This is a genomic window from Melittangium boletus DSM 14713, from assembly GCF_002305855.1.
Classification (GTDB): domain Bacteria; phylum Myxococcota; class Myxococcia; order Myxococcales; family Myxococcaceae; genus Cystobacter; species Cystobacter boletus.
Map to the genome: position 1 here is coordinate 1181497 of NZ_CP022163.1, position 24328 is coordinate 1205824.

Genomic DNA, 24328 nt, shown 5'->3' on the forward strand with positions numbered 1-24328 from the left:
CCGGGGTGGGGATGGCTGCTACCCCGGCGAGAGAACAGCACTCCGCCAACGACGCAGCCGTCACCCAGCGGCGCCCTGACAGCCGGTCGAACCGGCCCTCATGACTGGAATGGGCTGGCGGCGGGCGAGCTCGTGGGTGGCCTCATTCTCGCGGGCCAGCGGAGCGTCAGCCACGTCGCCGACAACGAACATCCAATCGCCAGGAGAGGAGCCGCACCCGACCCGATGACGGGTGCGACTCCCGCGGGTCCCCGGCTAGTTGATGCGAATCCGAGAAACCTTGCCGTCCAGGCCATTGTTTCGAGCGAAGGAGACGCTGACGTACTCATCGTCATACGAGCGCTCGAACGTGGACACCGTATACTCCGGGGAGCTTTTCTTCACCCGAATGACACAGAAGTCATCGTTGGTACTGCCATCGGGGCTGTCATACACCGAGATAACGGCCCCCTCTCGGACATTGAGCAGCTTGAGAGAACGGGCCTCATCGTTCGGCGTCACCCTGGAGTTTTGACCCGGAGTGTCCGAGAACCGTTGAACAATGTTCTGACTGCCACCATTGCCCTCATACAGCACGATATCTCCCATGATACCCCTCTTTTTCATCGCACTTCGTTTAGCCCATCATCCCAACCGATGATCGGCGCGGGAAATGTATCCAGCCCGCGCGACGAAGGCAGCCCTATTTCACCGAGAGCATGCATCTATTCGCAGACGAATCTTTCATTCAGATTGGAGCCGGCTCCACGTCTGGGAATTCCCCCGGTTGAAGGCCATGACGGCATTCAACCACCTGAGGCGGAACCCGAGGTAGAAAGAGGCCACCCATGCTCATGGCCCTACCGCCCGCCTATCACCTCGTTCTCCAGCAACTTTCCCAGGAAGACCGCCCCACCGCTCCCCAGCGAATGGGCATCCACGGCATGGTGCTCTTCGGCTCGGGCAAGCACCTCTTCCTCTCGCACATCCCCATGTTCCACCGGCCGCATGACGTGCAACTCCTGCTCTCGGTGACCCTGGAGTTGCCGGAGTCCGGCGCGCCCGGAGACTTTTCCGATGGCACGTATACCGTCCAGCCGGAGCGCTTCGACCTGGACGCGCTCGCGCGGGGGCAGCTCAAGCGGTTCCGGGCCACCGTCTACCGGGGCAACTTCGAGGGCGGCGGCACGCCCCTGCATCGCGACGTCACCGTGAAGGTGGAGGCGGTGGAGCAGGTGCGTTTCCTCTCCGAGCAGGCCCCGGAGACTCCCGAGCCGCGCTACCTGGTGCTGGGCTCGGGCAAGGACGTCTATCTCGTCCACGTCCTGTCACGCGCGCCCGACTTCGATCAGGTGGTGAAGGTGACGCTCGACAAGCCCCTGCGCCGCAAGGACGGAAAGCCGCCCGTGCTGCGCTTCGAGCGGCGCGAGAACCTCGCGGACAAACGGCTCCGGGCTGGAGAGCAGCTCAGCGCCACGGATGAGGACGGCAAGCCGGTGAGGCTCACCCTCCAGCGTGAGCTGTCCTTCCTGGCCGGACCGGACTTCACTCCCTGACGGAAAATCACTTCTTCTTCGTCGAAGCAGGCTTCTTCGTCGGGGTGGGCTTCTTCGTCGAGGTGGGCTTCTTCGCCGGCGCGGGTCTGGCCGACGACTTGCTCTCGGGGACACGCGGGCCCGAGGCGAGGTCGAACTCGTAGGTGCCGCCAATCAGCGCACGAAACTGGTAGATGCTCGAGAGGTCCGGCGTCACCGCGATGCCGGCGACCGCTTCCAGCACCAGCCCCGGGAACACCTCGCGGCGCACGACGGGGATGATCTCCACCTGATTGGCATTGTCCGTCCACACCGGGGTGATGGCGCGCTCGAAGTAGCGGCGGCCAATGACTTCCAGACCCACCAGGGTGGCGTCATTGATGTTGTACGTCCCCGCCACGCCCAACTGCACGGCATCGGGGACGTCGAATTCCGCGAACGCGCCCCGGTCGCGCGTTCCCTGGTGGAGATAGCTCGCGTTGAGCATGAAGCGCAGATCCCGGCTCACCCGCAGCTCGCCGATGAGCGTGCCCTCGTAGTCCCAGGTTCCATCGGACAGGTTCGGGGGAATGACATCCTGATCGCTCGGGCCGGTGGGAAAGGTGACTCGCCCGTAGGCCCCGAGGGCGAAGGGGCCTGCCTCCAGGACCGTCCACTGCAAGCCGAGCGGGATGTCTCCGAAGGCCAGTGTGAAGTCGCTCTCACCGGGCAGACCGAGCCCGAGGACCTCGAAATAGACGTTGGCCTCCAGGTTGTCGAGGATGCCCCACCGGAGGCTCGGCGAGAGCTGCTGATAGGGCAGTGATTTGTCCGAATCGGTCGAGAAGAAGCCCTGGTAGCGCAGCCCGAGCTCCATGTTCCCACTTCGAGTCGTCGACGCGGTGCGCGTCACCATGGCCCGGTAGGGTTTGGCCCATACAGAGGGAGAGAACAGGGACACGGCGGCGGCGAGCGCGAGGATCCTCAACCGAGCATTCATGCCGCGGGACACTATTCGGGGGCGTAGGTGATCACCAGATGGTTCGCGGTGAGCAGCATTCCACGAGGCACGACGTTTCCACCTGGAATGGACAGGGAGAAGGAAAAGGGCGTGCGCAGGACCCGATCGTTCATCTGTCCACGCAGCATGTCCTCGGCGGAGCTGTCGGAGTTGACCCGGAGCTTCGTGCGTGTCGCATGAGCACGCGCCAGCAAGGTGTTGTCCGGGCTCATCGACAGCTCCACCACGAGATCCGCCACCACTCCCGAGGCCACGCCCGATTGAAACTGACGAACCCGGGCCTGGTACATCTTCGGGACGCTGCCCGTGTAGCGGATGTTCTCGCCCCGCAGCGTCGCCCGGCAGGTGAAGGTGTTGTCCGCCCCGAAGCGCACGTCCGACAGACGCTCGAGGATGACCTCGCCCTGGAGCTGTTGATGAAAGTTGCGCGCGGCCATGCGCAAGGGAAACAACTGAGAGGCCATCTGCTCCAGGGACGCGGGCGAGTAATACATGCGGAAGGAGCGCCCCGCCGCGCCTGGCGCGCGCAGCTCCTCGGTATAGGCATTGACGGATTGGACGGCCCGGGTCAGCTCCGCCACCTCGCCCGAGAGCCGTTGATTCTCCCGCTCCGCCTCCCGCAGACGTCCCGCCGGGTTGGCGCAACCTCCGGCGACGAGAGCCCCCAGCGCTAGAAACGCCACCGCTCGCGTCCTCATGGAGTCACCTTGCAGGTCCCCTGGGACGAGCGCCACTCCCCCACCGTCCGGGGCGAGGAGAAGGTGGCGGTCATCCGGTAGGGCTGACCGCGCAGCATGAACTGGGAATGGACGGCACCCGAGCGGGGCAGCCCCTGCACCTGCGCGCGAGCCGGCGCCACGCCAACGCAGCCGAGGTTGTTCAACCCCGCGGCGCTCTCCGCCTGGGCCGTCACCTGGAAGGACTGCCGCAGCTCGGCCTGCTTGCGGCTCAGCTCCGCGCGCAGCTCCTCGTTCCGGGATTCCAGCTCCGCCGCGCGCCGCTCCGTCGCGGAGCCGGAAGCACCTCGCGAGGCGGTCTTCCCGGAAGCACATCCCACCGCGCACAACAGGAACACGGACAAACACCCTCGGGCCATGGTCATGGGCCCTCACGCTAGCACCCGCCAGGCTCTCGCCTACCCGCCCGCGTCCGCTCCCTGTACCTCGTGCGCGTGCGCCTTCTGCTCCCGGTACTCGGAGATGTGCGCGTAGACGTGCTCGGGGAAGCGCAGGTCCTTGTAGACGTTGCCCGCGTCCGGATCCTCCGGGTTGGGGCAGATGGGGAAGGCCTGCTGCGCCTGGAACTCGAGCACCTTCTCGCGCCGGGGCGGGCTGTAGTCCCGTCCCCTCACCTGCTCGATGAGCGCGAGCGCCTGGGCGTCGTCACACGCCGGATCCTGGACGAGCAGCCCCCTCAACTCCTCCTCGTCCAGGAAATGCCGCGCCACCATGGTGAAGACGAGCCGACCGAAGTGGCCGATGTCCTCTCCCGCCTCGAGTGAATCCAGCAGGTGCGCCATCATCCCGTTCCGGCGCAACTCCTGTTGTCCCGCGCTCCCGTGAACCCGTTTGCGTCGTGTGCCCGCCATGGGTGAAGTCCTTTCTGGAACCGGCTGAAACGCCTGTCTCTGAAAGCATGTTCAGCACGCCCCGCCGCGAAGGCACCCGCCCGGGAGCATCCTCATCCGCGGACGCATGGCGAGAGGGCAGGAGAGGAATCCGACCCCTCCATCGTCCGTTCGGCGAGCGAACGAGGTGGGGGAATGGGCATATTGACTCTCCGGACGAAACACCCCGGTGGCCGCATCCGCCCCCGGTTCCACAACCCCCTGTTTCCCAGGAGAAAGAAACGACCATGGAATTCGAACTGCGCAACCGCCGGGCCCTCGTGACGGGCTCCACCGCTGGAATCGGCTTCGCCATCGCACGGGGGCTGGCCGCCGAAGGCGCTCATGTGGTGATCAACGGGCGCAAGAAGGACTCGGTGGAGAAGGCGCTCGCGCGCATCCGCGCGGAGGTGCCCGGCGCCCAGGTGGAGGGCGTGGCCTCGGACGCCACCACGGCCGAGGGCGCCCAGGCCCTCTTCTCGCGCGTGCCCTCGGTGGACATCCTCGTGAACAACCTGGGCATCTTCGAGCCCAAGCCCTTCTTCGAGATTCCCGACGCCGACTGGACGCGCTTCTTCGAGGCCAACGTGCTCAGTGGCGTGCGCTTCGCGCGGCACTACGCCCCCGGCATGCGCGAGCGCGCCTGGGGCCGCATCCTCTTCATCTCCAGCGAGTCCGCGCTCAACATCCCCCAGGAGATGATCCACTACGGAATGACGAAGACGGCGCAGTTGAGCGTGTCGCGGGGACTCGCCATCGAGCTGGCGCAGACGGGGGTGACGGTGAACGCCGTGCTGCCCGGGCCCACGAAGACCGAGGGCGTGCAGGAGTTCCTGGCCAGCCTCGCCAAGAGCAAGGGAGAGACGGTGGAGCAGGCCGAGGCGGACTTCTTCCGGACGGCGCGCCCCGGCTCGCTCCTGCGCCGCTTCGCCACGCCCGACGAGGTGGCGAACCTGGCCATCTACCTGTGCAGCGCGCGGGCCTCGGCCACCACCGGCGCCGCGCTCCGCGTGGACGGCGGTCTCGTCAACAGCATCAGTTGACAGAGGGAGCCCCGGACACGGCTCCGGGGCTCCGGGGATGATATGTCCACTCACGACATGTCCATGCTCCACAACCTGACCCGCTCCCTGAACCAGCTCGCCACCTCCGAGACCCTGCGCCGCGCGTGGAGCCTGCTGCGCCACGCTCCCGGAGGAGGCGTGCTGATGGGCCAGCTCATCGGCGGCCTCGCGCCCTACTCGGGCACCATCCGCCCCGAGGTGCTCGTCCTGGAAGAGGGCTACGTGCGCGTGCGCATGCGCGACCGGCGCGCGGTGCGCAACCACCTGCGCTCGGTGCACGCCATCGCGTTGATGAACCTGGGCGAGGTGGCCACCGGCATGGCGGTGCTGTCCTCCCTGGGCGAGGGCATGCGCGGCATCATCACCCACCTGGAGATGGACTACCTGAAGAAGGCCCGGGGCTCCATCACCGCCGAGTGCCGCGCCCCCATCACCACGGATGGCGAGCGGCGCGAGTACGACGTCCAGGCGGATCTCACCGATGACGCCGGCGAGGTGGTGGCCCGGGCGCGTGCGCGCTGGCTCATCGGCCCCGCCATGCACTGACGCCTGGAGCCCTCGGAGGGACGTGTGGACAGTGGGCGAGGCAGCGAGCGCTCGTTGTGGATCGCGCGGGCGGCACCACCTTAGGCGCACGTCATTTCACCTCAACCAGGAGCCCGTGCATGGCGAACGCGAACGCCGACGTCGAAACGCTCAATTCCTTCCTGCGTGGAGAGCTGTCCGCGGTGGAGACCTACCGGCAGGCCATCGACCACGTCGAGAACGAGCGGATCCGCGACCAGTTGCAGGACTGCATGCAGGACCACGAGCAACGCGTGTCCTCCATCCGCGAGCGCATCACGAAGCTCGGAGGGACGCCTTCCGATAGCTCCGGCCTGTGGGGCACCTTCGCGCAGCTCGTCCAGGCGGGCGCGGACGCTCTCGGGGAGAAGGCCGCCGTGCAGGCCCTCGAGCAGGGCGAGGACCGTGGACTCGCCGACTATCAGCGCGACATCGACAAGCTGCACGGTGACGCCCGCCGCTTCGGCCGCATGGTGCTCCTGCCCGCGCAGAAGCAGACCCACGAGCGCGTGCGGCTGCTCAAGAAGACGTACCACTGAGGCACGGCGCGGTTGACCCACGACCCAAGAAGCAGAGGGGAGGGGGTGCATGGAGCGACCCCTCCTCCTCTCCACGGCAATCACGACCGGCGCCATGGCGGTCCAACTCCACGGTCACCGGGCCTTGCGCCTCCTGAACAAGGGCAGTCCGCAGAGGAAGAACATCGCGTTCACACCACTCGCGCCACAGCCGCAGTTCTTGACGGGCTTATCACCGCCGTCACCACCTGGCTCGACGATGTCGGGCTCTTCCGGAGCCACGTTGATGGTCCAGGTGTGACGCGCGGGAGAGGGATCCCTGCTTCCCAGGGTGTCGATGGCTTGAACGGCGAAGGTGTGAGTCCCGGGGAACAAGTCGGCGAGGCGAACGGGCGAGGTGCACGGCGAGAAGCCCTTGCCGTCAAGCTCACACTCGAAGGACGACCCGGCTTTGCTGGAGCCGAAGGTGAAGAGCGCCGTCGTCTCAAGAGTAGGATTGCTCGGCGTGGAGAGGAGCATCGTCTCGGGGAGCGACAAATCAATGATCCAGAGATGACGGCTAGCTGTCGGATCGACCTTCCCCGCAGCATCGCGGGCACGCACGTCGAATGTATGAGAACCTGCGGAGAGGCCGACGAGCAGCAGGGGTGAACGGCAGGCCTCGAAAAAGCCCCCATCCAGCCGACATTCGAACTGAGCATCCGGCGAAGGGGACGAGAAGGTAAAGGTCGCGTCTGTCTGATTGGATACCGACGGCGGGCCGGAATCAAGACGTGTCTCCGGTGACGCGTCCGCCAAGCCCGTGGTTGACAAGACCATCCCCGCAGAGACCGCATTGGCCGTCACGAACAACACATAATGGCCCTCGGGCAAGTCCGGCAGGGCTGCGGTGACGGAGGTGTCCGAGGAATGATGGCCTGGGAGGGTGCGGAGGTGCCCCTCCGAGAGATCCACGAGGGTCACGTAAGGAAAATCCGTCGGCGACGAACTGACGTTTCCCCCACTCGCTTCGGAAATACCGCGAAAGCGAGTCCCCGAGAGCGTGATGCTCGATCGCTCCGCCAAGCCGAGGCTTGGGTGAATGGACTCAATCATGGGCCGTTGCCCATCACGGCCCTTCTCCGCTTCGTACAACACGCATGACGCGAGTGTGCGGGAGCCATCCCGTCCACCCACCCCAAGAATCCTCCCATCGGGAAGGAGGGTAGCGGTGTGTGAAGCACGCGCCTCGGCTGCGATGGCCGTCTGGTGCCATCGTCCACTCGCCGGGTCATACACCTCCGAGGAGGCAAAAGACGCCGTATCATCCTCGCCTCCGAGGAGGAGGACGCCCCCCGTGGGTAGCACGCTGGCGGTGGAATACGCACGGGCCTGCCCAAGGGGCTCGGTGCGCATCCAGGTGTCCGTCACCGGGTCATACAGTTCGCAGCTGCTGAGTACACGGGTCAGACCCCGGCCGCCGGCCAGAAGCACCCGTCCGTCAGGCAGGACCGTTGCCGTATGCGAAGCTCTCGCATCCCCGAGGGCACGAGTCGCCGTCCACCGATTCACCCGGGGATCGTAGATTTCCGCAGACGACAGGGCATTGGAACCGGAGTCGCTCCCTCCACCCACGAGCACCCGCCCATCTAGCAGGCGCGTGGCGGTATGATTCATCCGAGCCTGTTGAAGCGGGGCCGCGATCGACCAATCGCCAGTCGCGGGCGCATAGAGTTCGGTGGAGGCCAGGGTTTGAGTACCCCGACGACCCCCAGCGACAAGCACCTTCCCGTTGGCGAGCAGGGTCATGACATGCCCACCACGAGCCTCCTTAAGTGTGCCCGTCTTCTCCCACACGCCGAGGATGGGATCATACAATTCGGCGGAGGTAAGCGCTGTTCTTTGCTCGTCTTCGCCTCCCGCGACGAGCACCTTCCCGTTGGGAAGCAAGAGAGCGCTGTGTTTGAAGCGAGCCTGAGAGAGGGATCCAAGGGAAACCCACGTGCCCTTGCTGGGGTCGTAGAGTTGCGTGGAGGCAAGAGCGGCCCCTCCGGCATCCTGTCCACCCACGACCAATACTCTTCCATCGGGTAGCAGCGTCGCGGTGTGAAAGCCACGGCCCTTGGCGAGCACCCCGGTCAAATTCCAGGCGCGAGGAGAGGGCTCCTGGATTTCAGTCGTAGCGAGGGGCTCGACTCCACCGAAACCGCCGATGGCGAGGAGTCTTCCCGTGGGCAGGAGGGTCGCCGTATGAAAGTAGCGGCCCGTCGACAGTGGCTTCGCGGAGCTCCAGGTCCCCTGCTCCGGATCATAGACCTCCACGGACTCGATGGGAGAGAAGCCTGGATCCGCCCCCCCCACCACCTGCACCTTCCCATCGGGCAACAGGGTCGCGGTGAACCAGAAGCGCGCCTGGAGGAGTGAGCCCGTGGGAGACCACGTCCTCGTGCGTGGATCATAGAGTTCGGCGAACTCGAGCCCACCTGCATCGCCGTTGCCTCCAGCGACCAGGACATGTCCATCCGGAAGCACGGTGGCGCTATGCGCGAATCGTTCATGTGCCATGCTTCCGGCGGTGGACCATGATTGGGTGACGGGCTCATAGAGCTGGGCGGAGGCTAGGTTGCCCGAGGAGCCACGCCCACCTGTCACGAGCACGCGTCCGTTGGAAAGAAGGACCGTGCTGTGCTCGGCGCTCGGCTGGGGGAGCGCGGCGACGGGGGTCCAGAGACCGGTGTCTGGCGAATAGCGCTCCACGGAGTCGACCACGACGCTCCCACTCATCCCGCCGACGGCGAGCACCCGACCGTCACGCATGAGCGTCGCCGTCAGCATGGAACGGGATTGCGCGAGCGCTCCCGTCGTTCTCCACTCACCCGTGGCCGGATCGTACAACTCGGATTGACTGAGCGGAGCGGAGCCACTGTCTCCTCCCGTGATGAGCACTTGACCTGAGGGCAGAAGCGTCGCGGCGTGATCGATGCGGGCTTGAATCAGCGAGCCCGTGGCCGACCAAGCGCCCTTGTCCGGGTCGAAGAGCTCCGAGACGGGTTGGGTCACGGAGTTCCCATCCATGCCACCCACCAGGAGCACCCGGCCGGAAGGCAGCAGGGTCGTGGTATGGAGGATTCGGGCCTTGGCCTGCTGTGCCGTGGAACTCCAGCCCGAGGCGATGAGCACGGGAGAAAGCAAGCCAACCGGATCGATCCGTGTCTTGATGCGCAGAACGGGCGAAACCAGGGCATGACGTGTGGGGAGCGGGCCCACGGAGGTCGCCACCCCTTGGACATGAACACGCCCCACACGGCTACGCCCCGCCGCATCGCGGGCGATGGGATAGTGCAAGCGCAGCAGACTAACGCCCGACGCATCCACGAACTCCAACCATTCACCCGCATCGATCACGGAGTGAACGGTGGTGGGCACCACGACCTCCATCTCCGAGGTCCAGGGTTGGTCCAGCGCGTCGATGACATCAAAAGACATCACACGCTGGGTCAGCCAACCTCCGTCCATCTCCGAACCATCGAACGCCATCCAGAACGCTCCCGGTCCGGCGAACGCCATGCGCGGATGAGTAGTCGCCGGAAGAAGAGGCCAGAAGCGTCCCGGGATCTGGCCGTTCAGGAGGAAGACACGACCTCGAGTGTTGATCTCCACCGATGGCCCAGAAGGCGAGAGAAATTGGACACGGAGCGCGGCGGCCGATTGGGACGCAGGCGTTCCGGCACGGGACAAGTCCCCCCACGGCAGTTCGGGCATGAAGGCCCGAGCCATCCGCACGGAGGCCTCTTCGTCTCGGTGTGCTCGCCACGCCTCGACAGCGGGCTCTCTCGGGAGGAGCACGTTCCGAAACGGGCGCCGCCCCCCCCAACGGTCAGGCGGCGGAACAGCGCTCGTGAGTGAGGCTCCATCCCGTGAACCCATTTCGATCCACGCGGAAGCGGAACGCGACTCGTGGGTGGGCTCTGGAGGCTTGGCGCCCCCCGATACAAACAGGGCGAGCACCACGAAGGAACACGCGCGTCCCAACAAACCCATGCGCTTCGCGGGGGAACACGGAGAGAAAGGCGAAAACAAAGAGTGCGTCATGGCTCTCGAGCGCTATCGACAAAAAAAGCAGGGGGTCCCATTGGTCCCCCCTGCTCACGTCTCGGGCGCGAATCAACAACCGACTCGCACCCAGATGAAACGATGCTCCATCAACGACGGGACGCGACCTTCAGGCTGTTGGTGTAGTCGGCGTGCCACGCCTTGGGGAGGCGCAAGAGGACATCCGCGCGCAGATCCTTCTCGTTCTTGAACTCGTAGGCCTTCTGCATCGCGAGGTCTCCCACCAGGAAGCCGTTGGCGAACATCGTGCTGCCCTTGGCGGCTTCCTTGCCCTGGCCGCGATCGAGTTTCAGGTTGTACACATTGTCGCTGTACATCTCCTGATCGACCTTCACCAGGGTGCTCACCCCCGTGTCAGTCAGGACCTTGCTTCCCACGGCCAGTTCCCCGGCCCAGACCGCGCCCTTGTCGGGCGTCATGAGGGGATGGGTCTTGGTCATCAGCAACTCACGGCCGGCGTCGTCGGTGATATGCACCATCGGGATGCGCTCGATACCCACCGAGACGTCCGCCACGGGCAGCTCAAGTCCGGAGACATCGGACTTCACCAGCGTCTGACGACCAATCTCCTCGATCTTAGCCGTCTTGTTGGAGGACAGTTGGATCTTGGTCCCCTTCGCCAGACAGCTGTAGCTGATCCTCATGATCTTGGCCGACGGCATGGCGGTCGTGGAGGTGTCGGCGAAGCCCTTGGGCAGCGAGGAGATGACCATGGCGGCATCCGTACCAGCCGCACCGCGCTTGAGCTTCACCTTCACGGACAGGATGAACTCCACGTAGGAGTTCGGCGCGAAAGGCAGACTGGGGAAGTCGACCTGAGCGAGGTCCCACTTGATCTTGCGCTTGTCGGTGTCGTCGATGGTAACAAAATGTCCGAAGGGGATGCCCGTCGATAGGCCCTGCTGTGTACCACCTCGCTGACCCGAGACCTTCACGAACGAGTACGCAGGGTCCGTATAGACGCGCTCCACGTCCGTGGCGAAGATGATGCTCCCCTTTATGGGAAACCGGATGACCCGCTGCCCGATGAGCGGGTAATCACAGTCCGTGTAGTTCCGGTCGAGGCAGAGATGAACGAGTCCATCGCCCGTCGCGTCCCTGGGATGGATCAGCTCACCACCGGGCTCGGCCTTAGGGATGATCGCGCTCTCGAGCAGATAGTACGACTCCTCCACGCCCGCCACGGAGATGATGTTGAGGGAATCCACCTTGATGAACACCGCAGCCGTGGTCCCCACGCTCCCCGATGCCGCCGCGATCAGGCGTCGGCCATCCGAGTACTCCTCGCCCCAGCCGTAATCCGACATCTGCACGTTGCCAGCTTCATTCCACGCGACGATGTCCACGAAATTGTAATCGGCGCCATCCTCGATGGTCGCGAACGCGGTGACCCGGAAGGTCTCGTTGGTGGGCCGCTCGATCTTCGCGTAGATGTGATCCCGCGGCGGAGTGTTAGGCCCCGACTGAACCTTGGCCCCCTCCTTCACGGCGGCATGCCGCTTCACCATTCCATCGAGCATGGAGAAGAACTGGGGAGAGTTCTGACGCGTCTTTCCCGAAGCCGCGAGGCGCGCGGTGACGAAACGGTACTGGACTGGATCCGACAGATCCATCTTCAGCTTTCCACCGTTCGTGAGCGCCAGGCTCGTCATGTGCTTGATATCGCCATCAACAAGCCCCGTCTGCGTCAACTCCTGCTTGCTGTTTCCCCCATTGCTCGAGCCCTGGCAGCCCGCCTGAACGAGGCCCAGCGCCAACAACGAAAACAGCACCGCGCATTGAACCCTGGATTTCATGAACGTATTACACTCCTCTGTTGTTCTCGAAAAACGACGACCCGCCATTTGCGGACAGACGTCCACCACATCCAACTTCGCGCTTCAGTTATTCAGCGCTTCATAGGGAAGACAGACCAAGCCACATTCGACACTACTAGATGTCTAGATGTGAGAGTCGAACCGGGTGGTCGGACTAGGGAGGACCCAGCTAGGGAGGACCCAGCTAAGCAATCACACTTCGGGTGAATACGCAACCTATCAAACCTCAATATCCAATTCCAACGAAGTCTGCTTATTACTGATTTCCCCATAGATAGGGATAGATAGGGATAGATAGGATAGAAAGACCCTCAAGGAAAGGAGGCCTTTCGGTGGATGTTTTCAATCTGAGCGCAACCCATTCCGCGACTGGGACAGACACACCCGAAGTACGACTCCTTGTGGAACGAAAGAGCGGCAGCCCCGGTATCCACAACAGCCCTCGTGGCGGCGCGCCCATCCTCTCTCTTCACAGCGCGAACACGTGGAACAGCCCTCGAACGGGCAAGGCGCCATCCCCCGAGTGGTCAGGCTGCGGAACGAGCGCCTTCCTGCCGCGTTGGTGCACGTACAGGCTGACAAGTCCACCGGTCCGCTCCGCAAGTCCTGACGTTCTCCTGGTGAAGTCGAAGGACCTATCCGCAAGACGGGTCCCATCGGGGAAGACAGGAGAGGCGCGCGAGTTCCGCTCTACCCAGGAGAGCCTGTAATTGCGGAAAGCCTGACTTTGGCTTAAAGATGATTCACTCCCCGTCATCCCCAGGAAGAAGATGAACCATCCCACTGCACGAAGGCGGTTATTCCTTGCCATGACCGTGGTTGGCCTCACGGTCGGTTGCAGTCCAGAAGCAACACCCGCATCCCATCAACCCGACTCCCTGGGGCACAGGAGCCAGGCCTCCGCCGGTAGCGAGTGGCAGCCTACGGGCAGACTGGCCCTGGCTCGGCTCACGCACGCCTCCGTCCGCCTCAAGGACGGCAAGGTGCTCACCGTCGGAGGGTATAACCGCACCGCAGAACTCTACGGACCTGGAACCGGAACTTGGACACGCATCGCCGATACGCACGACACGCATCGGGGGGCTACGGCGACCCTGCTCCCTTCTGGGAAGGTCTTGTTGGTGGGGGGTGAGTCGAATTGGAGAAATGGCGCCCCCGCTGAAATCTATGATCCCAACATCAACGCTTGGTCAGTCACGGACGCCTCGCTGACCCCCCGACTCGACCACACCGCAACCCTTCTGGATGATGGCCGTGTGCTCATCACGGGTGGCAGCGATGCCACATACGGCGTGGCCATGGCCTCGGCAGAGCTCTACGATCCCAGCACGGGTGCCTGGACGGCCGCGGCCCCCATGCTCTCCGCCCGCAGCCACCATACCGCCACGCTCTTGAAGAACGGCCAAGTGCTCGTCGCGGGAGGAACTGGTCTCGATGGCATGCCTCAACGCGCCGCGGAGCTCTTCGACCCCACCACCCATGCATGGAGGACAGTCGAAGCCATGGCGGAGGTCCGCGCCTTCCATTCCGCCACCCTACTGCCGAGCGGGCTCGTGCTCGTGGTTGGCGGAGGCGGAGGCGATTGGAACAGCAGCGCATCCACGGAAGTGTTCGATCCGTCTGGTCTCAATTGGACCACCACGGGCACCCTGCACCTGCCGCGCCGCTACCACTCGACGACGATCCTAGCCGACGGCAGGGCCCTGGTGGCGGGCGGCTACCACGAGCTGACTGGCATCGTGACGGCTTCCGAGGTGTACGATTCCAAGAGCCATTCCTGGATTCTCGCTGGGACGATGGGAACGGGCCGCTACCAGCACACGGCCACCCTCCTGACTGGAGGCCAGGTCCTCGTCGCTGGGGGACACAGCACCGGCGACCAAGCCTCCGCCGAACTCTATACCCCCCCTCCTTCCAAGCAGGGGCCCTACCTCACCTTGGAATCCGGAAGCGCGTCCCTGGAGATCATCCAGAACCAACAACAGAATACCACCTCGGTGCTCTCCCTCCGTCAAGAAGGTGGGCAGTCCCTGCGACTCCTCAACGAGACGATCGTCTCGCCAGCACAAGATGGACTCCAGATCATCAGCGATTTCCCCAAGAACGGATACTCCGCGAACGGAGCCATCGCCCTCGTCGTCAACCAGTCCGTGAAGGGCATCATCCCGGGCATCTACCAGGTCACGAACAGGGCGAGCGTGGCTGGAACGAGCATTCAGGCCTCCAACACCTTCACGGTCCGCGTTCATCCTTCAGGAGGAACGCCTGTCGTTCTCCCATTGGGGGCATGGCCCGATGGACTTCCGGCCAATGCCTCCACGGAGGTCACCTTCACTTCGGCCATCGCGAGTTTCTCCACGCCACCCGCGCACTTGTTGCTGCGACGGCTCGAGGGGGCCAGCGAGCCCGTCGTGGCCTTCATGCGTGACGATGGGCTGAACGGAGACTTGATGGCGGGAGATGGCGTCTACTCCACGAAGATTCGCGTGAACTCCGGAGCGGAAGGACTCTTGCGCTACAAGGCAACGGCGACCCATCCCAGCGGCTCGGGAGAGACGAGTTCCACGCCACTCGACTTGAGCGTGAGTTGTCATCCCATTCGTTTTCAGCCTTATTCTTCCGCGCGGATCGTCACCGACCCGGCGAATGGAACGCGCCTGCTGTGCGATGAAGTCCTCGTCTCGTTCGTCGACGGGACGGCCTGCGGAGAGACCAGCGCCCTCATCGAGCGGCTCCTGGGTCCCGGGGCAGCGATCATCGGGGGTCAGCCCGGGCTGAAATACTATCAGGTCCACCTGCCGGGAGCCTGCTCGGCCAACACCGTGACGGAGGCGGTCCGCGTCCTGAAGCAAGATGCCCGGATCCGACAGGCCACCCCCAACTTCGTGGGGCAGGCGGATGAATTCATCCCCAATGATCCCTTGTCCGCCGCGCAGTACGCGACACAGAAGATCCGCGCGGAAGAGGCATGGGTCATCGCGCGGGGAGGCTCCGTCGTGGCCGTCATCGATTCAGGCATCGACACTACCCACGCCGATCTCCTTGGACAAGTGCTCCCTGGAATCGACATCTTCGACAATGACGAGGATGCATCGGATGACTTCGGGCATGGCACCAACGTCGCCAGCATTATCGCCGCCAAGGGCAACAACGCGGAGGGAATGGCGGGCGTGGCGTGGGGAAGTAAGCTGTTGCCAGTCAAGGCCATGTCTGGGGAGGGCGCAATCAGCACGGGAACCGGCGCCGCCGCCATCAAATACGCTGCGGACAAGGGCGCGAAGGTCATCAACTGCAGTTGGGGATTCAAGGATCGCGGGCGGCCGGTGGACACCTCCATCCTCCAGGAAGCGGTCGCGTATGCCATCCAGAAAGGCAGCCTCGTGGTTGCGTCCTCGGGGAACGAGGGGGACACACGCAAAAGCTACCCCTGCGCATACCCCAACGTCCTTTGCGTCGCGGCCACGACAGCCAACGACACGCGTTGGAGCATGAGCAATTACGGAAATCACGTCAGCCTCGTCGCGCCAGGCGTCAACATCACCGTGGCCCGCAAGGGAGGCGGCTATGAGACCCAGACCGGGACGTCCTTCGCCGCCGCGTGGGTGAGTGGAAGCGCGTCGGTCGTCTGGTCACACAAACCCTCCTGGACAGAGGAGCAGATCCGCCAACGCTTGATGAACACGGCGACGGGACTGCCGCTCCCCGGCATGGGACGCGGACGGATCGACCTCTTCGAGGCGGTCTTCAATGGAAGCTTCGAAGATGGAATCAACGGATGGACGGTCCGCGGAACCGCAGGCGCGCTCGGCTCGATGGGCACGATTCTTCCCACGGACAATGCACAGCTGGCCTTCGTGAGTTCGGGCCCGGATGACGCCCAGATCGAGACGACTCTGGAACAGGGCTTCACCGTGCAGCCCGGGGTCACGAAGATTCCGATGAAGTTCGACTACAACTTCGTCACCGAGGAGTACCCCGAGTGGATCAACACCCAATACAACGACAACATCCGCATCGTCCTCGTCGGGCCCACTGGGAAAGAGACACTGTTGGCCTATGAAGAAGTCAATTCGGCATGGTTCTCATTGATCCCCGAGCTCGATTTCCCGGGAGGGGATCTCACCGTGGGCGCCACGGGGTGGAAGTCCGTCAGCGTCCAGATTCCCGTGACCAGTGGTCCCGGGAAATACAGCATCCGTGTCCGGGATGAGGGCGATGGAGTCTACGATTCCAATCTCTTGATCGACAACATCCGCTTCAAGTAACCCATTCCACGACACAAGGGCTGCCTCCTCACGGGAGGCAGCTCCTGATGGGTTCCATGGGTTGAAGGACGGCGTAGACTCCCCGCATGGAGAGCCCTCCGCTCAAGGCCTGTCCCCGCTGTGGCGAGCCCCGCATCCTCGCGCCGGAGTGCCCCCGCTGCGGGGTGCTCTACGCGAAGGCCCAGCCCCGTGCCGCGCGGCCCGCGCCCGAAGCGCTCGCCGCCGAGGCCGTGCCGCTCGAGTTCGACCCCAGCGTCTTCCGCCGCCCCGAGGACGCGCTCGCCCGGCAGAGGGACATCGAGGAGTCACGGGGTGAATGGCGGTTGCGGCTGTTCGCCCTCCCCGGCGTCTTCGCCGTCATCTGGTGGCTCGACTCGGTCCGGCTGCTCCGGTTCATGTTCGACATCCTGGGGATGTTCCTCCATGAGCTGGGCCACGCGATGACGGCCTGGTTCTGCGGCATCGCCGCGATGCCGAGCCTCTGGGTGACCCACATCTCGGGTGAACGCTCCCCCTTCTTCCTCGGAATGATGACCTTTGGCCTCACGGGGCTCGTCTTCCGGGGCGTGCTCACCCGCAGTCCGCGGGTGCGCAACGTGGGCCTCGTGGGGCTCACACTGCAATTCATCGGCACCGTACTGGTGACGAGCGCGAAGGTCTGGCCCCTCATCAGCTTTGGCGGCGACGCCGGCAGCCTGGTGCTCGGAGCCCTCCTCATGACGAGCCTCTACACCCCCCGGGAGTCCTTCCCGCGCCGGGGGTATGCGTATTGGGGCCTGATGGTCATCGGCGCCGCGTCCTTCGTGTCGACCTTCCGCGAGTGGTGGGCGGCCCGAACGGACTTCGAGCGGATTCCCTTCGGGGACATCGAGGGCGTGGGCCTGAGCGATTCCTCCACGCTCGTGGACAAACACGGCTGGAGCGAACTGGACCTCATCCACCGCTATAACGGGCTGGGCCTCGCCTGCCTCGCGGCGCTCGCGCTCGTCTACGTGCTGGGACTGTGGCGGATCCGCGCCACGCGCGACGCCCTGGAGCGTCCGCGCGGCGCGTGAAGCGGCTCAGGGAGTCCGGGCCCTTCGAGGCTCCGCGCCGCCCGGAGACGACTCTCCGTGCGTCAGCAATTGGATGGAGTGCACGCGCCGCTCCAGCTCCTGGGCATCCAGGAAGATGGAGAGCATGTCGCGGATGGTGGGCAGCGCCCGTGCCAGCGACACGGGGGTGAGCATCTGCGGCTCCACCCCGGCCTTGCGGCACGCGCGCGTCATGGTGGAGGGGGCGATGACGGGAGAGAGGCCACAGCGCGCCACCACGGCGTCGAAGAGCGAGCCTGGAACCGCCGCCGAGGGAGCCGCGGGTGCCACCGGCGCCGCGTGAGACACCGGAGCGGCCGGCGCATGCGAATGCGCATGGGAGTGCAGCGGCGCGTGGGACGCGTGGGAGTGCAGCGGCGCGTGCGAGGTGTGCAGGGGCGCGTGCGCGGGCGGGTGGTGAGGGTGCGGGTGTCCCGAGGCGTGCCCCGACGCGGACTGCTCGGACTCCGCCCGGCGCCGCAGCTCGGTGCGGACCTGGGCGCGCAGCACCTCGATGTCCTCCGTCTTCGAGCAGAAGGCGTCCACCTTCACGGCGAGCGCCTCGGAGATGAGCTTGGCGTCGAAGCCCGCCGTCAGGCCCACCACGGCCACTTGCGCCGTGCCATCCAGCGAGCGCACCGCGCGCACCCATTCCGGCCCGTCCAGGCCGGGCATCTCCAGGTCCAGCAGGATGCAATCCACCGGCTGGGCCTCCAAGAGGCGCATGGCATCCGTACCGGACTCGGCGATGATGACGTCGTGGCCGTCCTTGCGAAGCGCGTCCGAGGCGCGGTGGCGGAAGTCGAGCCGGCCGTCCACCACCATCACCCGGCGGCGCCGCCCCGCCGAGACCAGCCGCGGCGTGCCATCCGCCTCGGGCACCTGGGTGAGCTCATGGGCGCGCCGCACCACGTAGGCCGCGTCATAGGGCTTGCCCACGTAGTCGTTGGCGCCATGGGCCAGGCCCTTGAGCCGCTGCACCACCGCGGCCTCGGTGGAGAGCATCAGCACCGGCAGGTGCGCGGTGCGAGGGTTGCGCCGCAGCTCCTCCAACAGCTCCACGCCGTCGCCGTCCGGCAACAGCATGTCCAGGATGAGCAGGTCGAAGTCATGCTCGCTCAGCGCCTTGCGGGCCGCGGCGAGGCTCTCGCTCAAGGTCGTGCCGAACCCGGCGGCGCTCAACACGCCGCGCATGTCCGCCCGCACCGTCGCGCTGTCGTCCACGATGAGCACACGTGCCTTCATGCCGTTCCTTCCCTGGCACCCGCTCGCGCGAGCGCCGTCAACAGGAGCGGAAGCCCCGTCAACCCCACCACATGCTGCGCCGCGCCAAGCCGGATCGCCTCGCGGGGCATGCCGAATACCACGCAGGTGGACTCATCCTCCACCACCGTGGGGGCCCCCGCGCGCCGCAGCGCGCTCAGTCCTTCCGCTCCATCACGTCCCATTCCCGTCAACAGGCACCCGATGGCCGCCGCCCCCAGTTCCCGGGCCACGGACTCGAAGAGTTCATCCACCGAGGGCCGGCACGAGTGGCGCTCCGGCCCGTCCTCCAACCATAACCGCCCCGAGCGAACCACCATGTGCCGATTGCCCGGGGCCATGCGCACACATAACCGGCCCGGCATGGGCAGCGCCTCCCCATCCACCGCCTTGCGCACCGACAAGCCGCTCTGTGTCTCCAACCATTCAGCCATGGCGGTGTCGAAATTTTCCGTGGTGTGCAGCACCAGGAGGATGGGCAACGGGAAATCCGGGGGAAGCGCGCCAAGCAGGTAGCGCACGGCGGCCGGCCCCCCCGTGGAGGCGCCCACGACCAGGAGCCGGGGCGTCTGCGAGAGCGGGGGCACCACGGGCATGGACGGCGAGGAGCGGGGCTTCTCCGTCTTGAGCCGGGCCCGCACGTGGGTGATGACCCGCACCCGCGAGGCCACCCGGACGCGCGACAGCAGCATCTCCAGCCACCGGGCATCCAACAGGCCCGAGGGTTTGTCCACGGCGTCCACCGCGCCCGCGGCCAGCGCATCCAGGGTGCGCAGGCCCTCGACGCGATTCTCCGTCGCGGAGAGCACGACGATGGGCGTGGGGCAGTGGCCCATGATGAGCTCGGTGGCGCGCAGCCCGTCCACCTTGGGCATCATCAGGTCCATCGTCACCACGTCCGGGCGCAGACGCTGGCATTGCTCGAAGGCCATCTGGCCATCGGAGGCCTCGCCCACCACCTCGCACGAGCCCTCCGCCGCGAAGGCGTCCGCGAGCCGCCGGCGCACGGTCAGCGAGTCGTCGACGATGAGCACCCGCAGCCGCTTCACGCGGACCTCCGTCCGGAAGCGGCCAGGCGGGCCACCGTCTCCAGGAAGCCGTGCTGGTGGAACTCGCCCTTGACGATGTAGGCGGACACGCCCGCCTCCCGGCCCCGCCGCTTGTCCTCGTCCGTGGCGAGCGAGGACACCATGAGGATGGGCAGCGCGTTGAGCGCGGGGTTGGCGCGGATGTGGCGCGTGACGTCCAGGCCCGTCATGCCCGGCATCTCCACGTCGACGATGAGCAGCGAATGGCCGCCCCGCTGCACCTTCTCCAGGCCCTCCTCGCCCGAGGCCGCCAGTTCCACCTGGTAGCCCGCGGCCTCGAGGATGCTCTTCTCCAGCATGCGGGTGGTGACGGAGTCGTCCACCACGAGGATGAGGTGGCGCTGCACGGGCTTCACCTTGGCCAGACCCGCCGAGGAGCCCGATTGGATCCGCCGCACCAGCCCGGCGGCGTCCAGCAACAACGTGGGAACGCCCTGCTCGTCGAAGCTCGCGCCCGTCACCAGGGGAAGGGGCGGCACGGAGGCCGGCAACGGCCGGCTCACCCGGCGGCTGATGCCCAGCAGCTTGTCCACGCCCACCGCGGCGCGGCCCAACGAGCCCGCGTCGAGCACCAGCACGGACCAGACGCGGGGCCGCTGGGCACTTTCCGCCGAGTCCAGCACCTCCGCGAGCGGCAGGAAGGCGAGCACCTCGCCCGCGTGCGAAATGCTCCCCCGCCCTCCCGTCCACGTCACCGCCTCGGCGGGCAGATGGATGGCGGCGCCCAGCGACTCCAGGGGCAACAGCAGCCGCTGCCCGCCGACCTCCACCCCGAGCACCTCGAGCGAGGCCAGGGTGAGCGGAACCTCCAGCGTGATGCAGGTGCCCAGGCCCGGCCGGGAGCTGATGGACACGTCCCCCTTGAGCCGGCGCACCGTATCGCGCACCACGTCCAGGCCCACGCCCCGGCCCGACACGTCGGTGATGGTGCGGGCCGTGCTGAAGCCCGGGCGGAAGAGCAGCTCCAGGCAGCCCTCCTCGTCCAGCGTCTCCACTTCCTCGAGGCTGGCCACGCCCCGCTCCAGGGCCACCTGGCGCACCCGGCCCAGGTCCACGCCCCGGCCATCGTCCTCGCACAGGAAGGACACGCGGCCACCGCGCCGCTTCACCTTCACGGAAAAGACACCCGTGGGAGACTTGCCCAGCGCCCGCCGCTCGTCGGGATTCTCCAGTCCGTGGTCCATCGCGTTGCGCACCACGTGCAGCAGCGCCTGGCGCACCGCCGAGAGCACATGCCCGTCGATCTGGATGTCTCCGCCCTCGGCGCGCACCTCCACCTGGCGGCCCAACGAGGTGGCCACGTCACGCGCCACCAGCTCCAGCGGACCGAAGAGCGTCTGCGTGGGAACGAGCCGCAGGGTGTGGGCGCCGTCCCGCAGACGTCCCAGCTCCGACTCCACCTGCCCGAGGCCTCCGCCGAGCTGCCGTCCCGCCTTCACCAGTGAGGAGCGCACGCCCTCGGCCACGGACAACACCCGTCCGAGCCACCGGGCGCGCTCCGCCGACGAGCCACTGGAGGCCATGGGCGAGGTGAGCTGCTCGACGAGGCCATTGGCGCCGTGGTGGGCCTGGGAGAGCGATTCCACCACCCCGCGCAGGCCCCCGAGCTGCACCACCGCCTCGGACAGTCCCTCCAGGAGCGTGTCCAGCCGCTCCAGCTCCACGCGCACCACCTCGGACGAGGGGGCCTCGGCCAGTGGGATGGACGGGGATTCCTCGGAGGACGAGGGCGTGGGCGGAGGCGCCTCCAGGGCATCCAGGGCATTGGCCATCTGCCCCACGAGCCGCAGGAACTCGTGCACGCTGTCGGGAGGCAGGTGGCCGCCGCTGTCGCGGTAGGGCGAGAGCGCGTCTTCCACCGCGTGCGCCATCTCCGCCATGTGCGACTGTCCCACCACGCGCGCCGCCCCCTTGAGGGTGTGCGCGTAGCGGAACAGCTCGGGCACGCCCTGGGCACCGCCCTCGCCATCGTCCATCGAGAGCAGGCCCTGCGTGAGCTGCTCCAGCAGCTCCCGGGCCTCGATGCGGAAATACAGCAGCGGGTCGCTGTCCAGACTCATGCGGAGCGCGAGGCCTCCTCCAGCAGGTTTCTCACCAGGGTCTCCACGTCCAGCACGGGGACCAGTGCCCCGTCGGGCAGGCGCACCCGGGTGGCGAGCAGGGGATGGGGCGCGGACGCCATATCCGTACTCAATTGCTCTGACGTGGCGCGCAGCTGGCCCTCGAAGCCGGCCGCCGCCAGGCCCACGCGCTTCGCGCCCCCCGCCAACAAGAGCCAGCCCGGGCTCTCCTCCGAGCGCAGGCCCAGCGACGCCGCCAGGTCATGCACCGCGAACAACTGGCCCCGCAGGCCCGCCAGGCCCAGCAGCGACGCCGGCGCCCCCGGCAGCCGCACCACCCGGGGCATGAGGTGCAGACCGGAGAGGTCCGCGAGCCGCACCACCAAGGGCGAGCTCCCCACGCGCAAGCGCAAGAGGGCCTCGCCCGGATCCTTCTGGACGGGCGGCGGCCGGGAAAAGGAACTGTCGAAGCTGTCCCGCAGCTCATCCAGCCGCAGGGGCACCCGGGTGCTCATGGGACCTCCATACACGCCTGCAACTCCCGCAGGCCCACCTGCATCAGCCCGTGCCGGCCAAAACCACCGCCGAAGAGCGTCAACATCAAGGGTTTCTCATGGGGCAGCAGCGACACCGCCATGCGCAGCGCCACCCGGGCTTCCGCCACGTCTCCGGCCCGGCGCGCCAGCGTGCCCGAGCGCAGGTGACTCAGCGCGAAGGTGGGATCCGCGCGCGCCGCCGCCGCGTAACGGTCTCGAGCCCCGGCATCGTCTCCGGACTGCTCCAGGCACACGCCCAGCAGGAAGTGCGCCGACGCCTCCGTCGCACCCATCGAGAGCAATTGCCGGCCCGCGCGCTCGGCCTCCGCGAAGCGCCCCGCGTTCAGATGAAGCACCGCGCGCAGCAACTGCCCCTGGGGCTGGGAGGCCCCGGGCATGGCATCCAGCCGGGCCCAGGCCTCCTCGTAACGCTCCGCCTCCAGCGATTGCAGGACCCCATCCAGCCCTTCCGGCGGTGGGGGCGGAGGCGGCGCCACGGCGGGCAGGTCCATCTGGGACGGGGTCGCGGGCAGGCCGATGGGCGCGGGAACGGCGGCCGACGCCGGCGTCTTCAGACGGTAGTAGAAGGCATCTCCCGTGCGCAGCAGCTCGAACTCATCGGAGATGCCCCGCAGCGTCTCGCTCGGTCCCAGGAAGAGATAGCCCCCGGGGACGAGTGAGCGGGCCATGCGCGCGACGATCTTCCGCGTGACCTCGGGCGGGAAGTAGATGACGACGTTGCGAAAGAGGATGGCGTGGAAGGAGCCCGGCGCCCAGAAGGCGGGGGCCTCCTGCAGGAGGTTGCGCTCCTCGAACGTCACCTGATCGCGCAGATGGGGCCGGAGAACGAAGCCCTCGGGCGTCCGTTGGAACCAGCGATCCCGCGAGCCTTCTGGCACCGCGCGCAGCGACCAGGGCGAATAGCAGGCCCGGCGCGCATGGGAGAGCACCCGCGAGTTGACGTCGATGCCGAGCACGCGCAGGCGCGCCGGATCCACCAGGCCCCGCTCGCGCGACAACAAGGCGACGGAGTAGGGCTCCTCGCCCGTGGAGCAACCCGCGCACAGCACGCGCAGGTGGGGCGTCTGGCGCGAGAAGGACGGCAACACCTGCGTCACCAGCGCTTCCAGCTGGGTGGGATGGCGCAGGAAGTACGTCTCGTTGACGGTGAGCCGCTCGGCGATCGCCTTCCACTCCGACTGCGCGGAGGGGGAGTTCAACAGGGTCAGATAACCCTCCACCCCCGTCTTCGCCGAGCGATCGGTGAGCAGGAGTTCCAGCTCCCGCCACTGCTCCTTCTCGAAATGCAACCCCAACCGCTGCTCCACCAGGGCGGAGAAACGGGCCAGGGGGGTCATCGACACGGTCACGCGCTCGCCTTCCCGGAGGGAGTCTCCAGGCGCGCCCAGACGTCCTGGGGCACCAGGTGGGATGCATCCAACACCGCCATCAACTGGCCATCGAGCGACCCGAGGTAGTCCAGGTGTCCGTGGGCCGAGGCGCGCAGCAGGGGAGGCACGTCATTCAACGTCTCCTCGTCCAGCCAGCGCAGGCCATGCACCGCGTCCACCTCCAGCGCCACCCGCCCTCCGGAGACGCGCAACGAGACGAAGCGCCCCTCGGCCTGGGACTCGGAAGCGCCACCACCCAGCAGGGCCCCCAGGCTCACCACTGGCGCCGACTGGCCGCGCACGAGACTCACCCCCCGCACGAACGCCGGCGCCGACGCGACCGGAGCCACCGGCAGCGGCCGCATCGTCTCCTCGACATCCTCGAGCGGCAGTGCGCACATCCACGCCCGCGCCCTCACCATGAGGAAGCAGCGGGACCCCTGCCTGGGCATGATTCCCCCTTTGGGTTCGGCCTTC

The 24328-nt window shown here is 66.5% G+C and carries 19 protein-coding genes; 6 read left to right on the plus strand and 13 right to left on the minus strand.

Annotated elements, in window-relative coordinates:
- Positions 1–255 precede the first annotated feature (255 nt).
- Complete coding sequence (locus MEBOL_RS04905) at positions 256–588, minus strand: hypothetical protein (protein ID WP_095976322.1); 333 nt, start codon at positions 586–588, stop codon at positions 256–258.
- Between the two features lie 239 nt (positions 589–827).
- Between MEBOL_RS04905 and MEBOL_RS04910 the strand changes: the two genes are divergently transcribed.
- Entirely contained in the window at positions 828–1535 is a 708-nt protein-coding gene (locus MEBOL_RS04910) for a hypothetical protein (RefSeq protein ID WP_157774759.1), read from the plus strand.
- A 7-nt stretch (positions 1536–1542) separates the two neighbouring features.
- Here the strand turns inward: MEBOL_RS04910 and MEBOL_RS04915 are convergent, their stop codons facing one another.
- Genes MEBOL_RS04915 through MEBOL_RS04930 form a run of 4 tightly spaced genes read right to left on the minus strand, consistent with a single transcriptional unit; the run spans position 1543 to position 4102 of the window.
- Positions 1543–2493 (minus strand): hypothetical protein, encoded by a 951-nt coding sequence (locus MEBOL_RS04915; RefSeq protein WP_157774760.1) that lies wholly within the window; start codon positions 2491–2493, stop codon positions 1543–1545.
- Positions 2494–2504: 11 nt separating this feature from the next.
- Complete coding sequence (locus MEBOL_RS04920) at positions 2505–3212, minus strand: hypothetical protein (RefSeq protein ID WP_157774761.1); 708 nt, start codon at positions 3210–3212, stop codon at positions 2505–2507.
- On the minus strand, positions 3209–3616 hold the full coding sequence (locus MEBOL_RS04925; RefSeq protein WP_095976326.1) for a hypothetical protein: 408 nt from the start codon (positions 3614–3616) through the stop codon (positions 3209–3211). The genes MEBOL_RS04920 and MEBOL_RS04925 overlap by 4 nt, the downstream gene beginning before the upstream one ends.
- Positions 3617–3649: 33 nt before the next feature.
- Positions 3650–4102 (minus strand): hypothetical protein, encoded by a 453-nt coding sequence (locus tag MEBOL_RS04930; protein ID WP_095976327.1) that lies wholly within the window; start codon positions 4100–4102, stop codon positions 3650–3652.
- Positions 4103–4368: 266 nt separating this feature from the next.
- On the opposite strand from MEBOL_RS04930, the gene MEBOL_RS04935 reads away from it, so the two are divergent.
- From MEBOL_RS04935 to MEBOL_RS04945, 3 genes are all read left to right on the plus strand, one after another.
- Positions 4369–5163, plus strand: a complete 795-nt coding sequence (locus MEBOL_RS04935; RefSeq protein ID WP_095976328.1) for an SDR family NAD(P)-dependent oxidoreductase — start codon at positions 4369–4371, stop codon at positions 5161–5163.
- Between the two features lie 42 nt (positions 5164–5205).
- On the plus strand, positions 5206–5730 hold the full coding sequence (locus MEBOL_RS04940; RefSeq protein ID WP_095976329.1) for a DUF4442 domain-containing protein: 525 nt from the start codon (positions 5206–5208) through the stop codon (positions 5728–5730).
- Between the two features lie 119 nt (positions 5731–5849).
- Positions 5850–6287 carry a ferritin-like domain-containing protein gene (locus MEBOL_RS04945; RefSeq protein WP_095976330.1) on the plus strand — a complete coding sequence of 146 codons (438 nt, stop codon included), beginning with the start codon at positions 5850–5852 and terminating at the stop codon, positions 6285–6287.
- A gap of 114 nt (positions 6288–6401) precedes the next feature.
- Here the strand turns inward: MEBOL_RS04945 and MEBOL_RS04950 are convergent, their stop codons facing one another.
- Entirely contained in the window at positions 6402–9782 is a 3381-nt protein-coding gene (locus MEBOL_RS04950) for a Kelch repeat-containing protein (RefSeq protein ID WP_170115448.1), read from the minus strand.
- Between the two features lie 665 nt (positions 9783–10447).
- The gene (locus tag MEBOL_RS04955) at positions 10448–12154 is read right to left on the minus strand and encodes a Hint domain-containing protein (protein WP_157774763.1); all 1707 of its coding nucleotides are present in this window, start codon (positions 12152–12154) and stop codon (positions 10448–10450) included.
- Positions 12155–12945: 791 nt separating this feature from the next.
- Here MEBOL_RS04955 and MEBOL_RS04960 point away from each other — a divergent pair.
- A complete protein-coding gene (locus MEBOL_RS04960; RefSeq protein WP_095976333.1) occupies positions 12946–16440 on the plus strand; it encodes a S8 family serine peptidase in 3495 nt (1164 codons plus the stop codon).
- Between the two features lie 86 nt (positions 16441–16526).
- Entirely contained in the window at positions 16527–17495 is a 969-nt protein-coding gene (locus tag MEBOL_RS04965) for a hypothetical protein (RefSeq protein ID WP_095976334.1), read from the plus strand.
- A gap of 6 nt (positions 17496–17501) precedes the next feature.
- Here MEBOL_RS04965 and MEBOL_RS04970 read toward each other — a convergent pair whose 3' ends face one another.
- Genes MEBOL_RS04970 through MEBOL_RS04995 form a run of 6 tightly spaced genes read right to left on the minus strand, consistent with a single transcriptional unit; the run spans position 17502 to position 24303 of the window.
- Complete coding sequence (locus MEBOL_RS04970) at positions 17502–18758, minus strand: response regulator (RefSeq protein WP_095976335.1); 1257 nt, start codon at positions 18756–18758, stop codon at positions 17502–17504.
- Positions 18755–19825: a chemotaxis-specific protein-glutamate methyltransferase CheB gene (cheB, locus tag MEBOL_RS04975; RefSeq protein WP_095976336.1), complete on the minus strand. Its 1071-nt coding sequence runs from the start codon at positions 19823–19825 to the stop codon at positions 18755–18757. Before cheB ends, MEBOL_RS04970 begins: the two co-directional genes overlap by 4 nt.
- Positions 19822–21924: a hybrid sensor histidine kinase/response regulator gene (locus MEBOL_RS04980; protein ID WP_179956381.1), complete on the minus strand. Its 2103-nt coding sequence runs from the start codon at positions 21922–21924 to the stop codon at positions 19822–19824. The genes cheB and MEBOL_RS04980 overlap by 4 nt, the downstream gene beginning before the upstream one ends.
- Entirely contained in the window at positions 21921–22439 is a 519-nt protein-coding gene (locus MEBOL_RS04985; protein WP_095976337.1) for a chemotaxis protein CheW, read from the minus strand. The genes MEBOL_RS04980 and MEBOL_RS04985 overlap by 4 nt, the downstream gene beginning before the upstream one ends.
- A complete protein-coding gene (locus MEBOL_RS04990; protein ID WP_245919466.1) occupies positions 22436–23830 on the minus strand; it encodes a CheR family methyltransferase in 1395 nt (464 codons plus the stop codon). The genes MEBOL_RS04985 and MEBOL_RS04990 overlap by 4 nt, the downstream gene beginning before the upstream one ends.
- Entirely contained in the window at positions 23827–24303 is a 477-nt protein-coding gene (locus MEBOL_RS04995) for a chemotaxis protein CheW (protein WP_170115450.1), read from the minus strand. The genes MEBOL_RS04990 and MEBOL_RS04995 overlap by 4 nt, the downstream gene beginning before the upstream one ends.
- Positions 24304–24328 lie beyond the last annotated feature (25 nt).

Excerpts from the sequence above, each read along its gene's own strand:
- MEBOL_RS04925 (WP_095976326.1), bottom strand. The coding sequence starts at position 3,616 with ATGACCATGGCCCGAGGGTGTTTGTCCGTGTTCCTGTTGTGCGCGGTG.
- MEBOL_RS04910 (WP_157774759.1), top strand. The coding sequence starts at position 828 with ATGCTCATGGCCCTACCGCCCGCCTATCACCTCGTTCTCCAGCAACTT.
- MEBOL_RS04945 (WP_095976330.1), top strand. The coding sequence starts at position 5,850 with ATGGCGAACGCGAACGCCGACGTCGAAACGCTCAATTCCTTCCTGCGT.
- MEBOL_RS04980 (WP_179956381.1), bottom strand. The coding sequence starts at position 21,924 with ATGAGTCTGGACAGCGACCCGCTGCTGTATTTCCGCATCGAGGCCCGG.
- MEBOL_RS04995 (WP_170115450.1), bottom strand. The coding sequence starts at position 24,303 with ATGCCCAGGCAGGGGTCCCGCTGCTTCCTCATGGTGAGGGCGCGGGCG.
- MEBOL_RS04915 (WP_157774760.1), bottom strand. The coding sequence starts at position 2,493 with ATGAATGCTCGGTTGAGGATCCTCGCGCTCGCCGCCGCCGTGTCCCTG.
- MEBOL_RS04960 (WP_095976333.1), top strand. The coding sequence starts at position 12,946 with ATGAACCATCCCACTGCACGAAGGCGGTTATTCCTTGCCATGACCGTG.
- MEBOL_RS04905 (WP_095976322.1), bottom strand. The coding sequence starts at position 588 with ATGGGAGATATCGTGCTGTATGAGGGCAATGGTGGCAGTCAGAACATT.
- MEBOL_RS04970 (WP_095976335.1), bottom strand. The coding sequence starts at position 18,758 with ATGAAGGCACGTGTGCTCATCGTGGACGACAGCGCGACGGTGCGGGCG.
- MEBOL_RS04935 (WP_095976328.1), top strand. The coding sequence starts at position 4,369 with ATGGAATTCGAACTGCGCAACCGCCGGGCCCTCGTGACGGGCTCCACC.
- MEBOL_RS04965 (WP_095976334.1), top strand. The coding sequence starts at position 16,527 with ATGGAGAGCCCTCCGCTCAAGGCCTGTCCCCGCTGTGGCGAGCCCCGC.
- MEBOL_RS04985 (WP_095976337.1), bottom strand. The coding sequence starts at position 22,439 with ATGAGCACCCGGGTGCCCCTGCGGCTGGATGAGCTGCGGGACAGCTTC.
- MEBOL_RS04955 (WP_157774763.1), bottom strand. The coding sequence starts at position 12,154 with ATGAAATCCAGGGTTCAATGCGCGGTGCTGTTTTCGTTGTTGGCGCTG.
- MEBOL_RS04940 (WP_095976329.1), top strand. The coding sequence starts at position 5,206 with ATGTCCACTCACGACATGTCCATGCTCCACAACCTGACCCGCTCCCTG.
- MEBOL_RS04920 (WP_157774761.1), bottom strand. The coding sequence starts at position 3,212 with ATGAGGACGCGAGCGGTGGCGTTTCTAGCGCTGGGGGCTCTCGTCGCC.
- MEBOL_RS04930 (WP_095976327.1), bottom strand. The coding sequence starts at position 4,102 with ATGGCGGGCACACGACGCAAACGGGTTCACGGGAGCGCGGGACAACAG.
- MEBOL_RS04950 (WP_170115448.1), bottom strand. The coding sequence starts at position 9,782 with ATGGCGTTCGATGGTTCGGAGATGGACGGAGGTTGGCTGACCCAGCGT.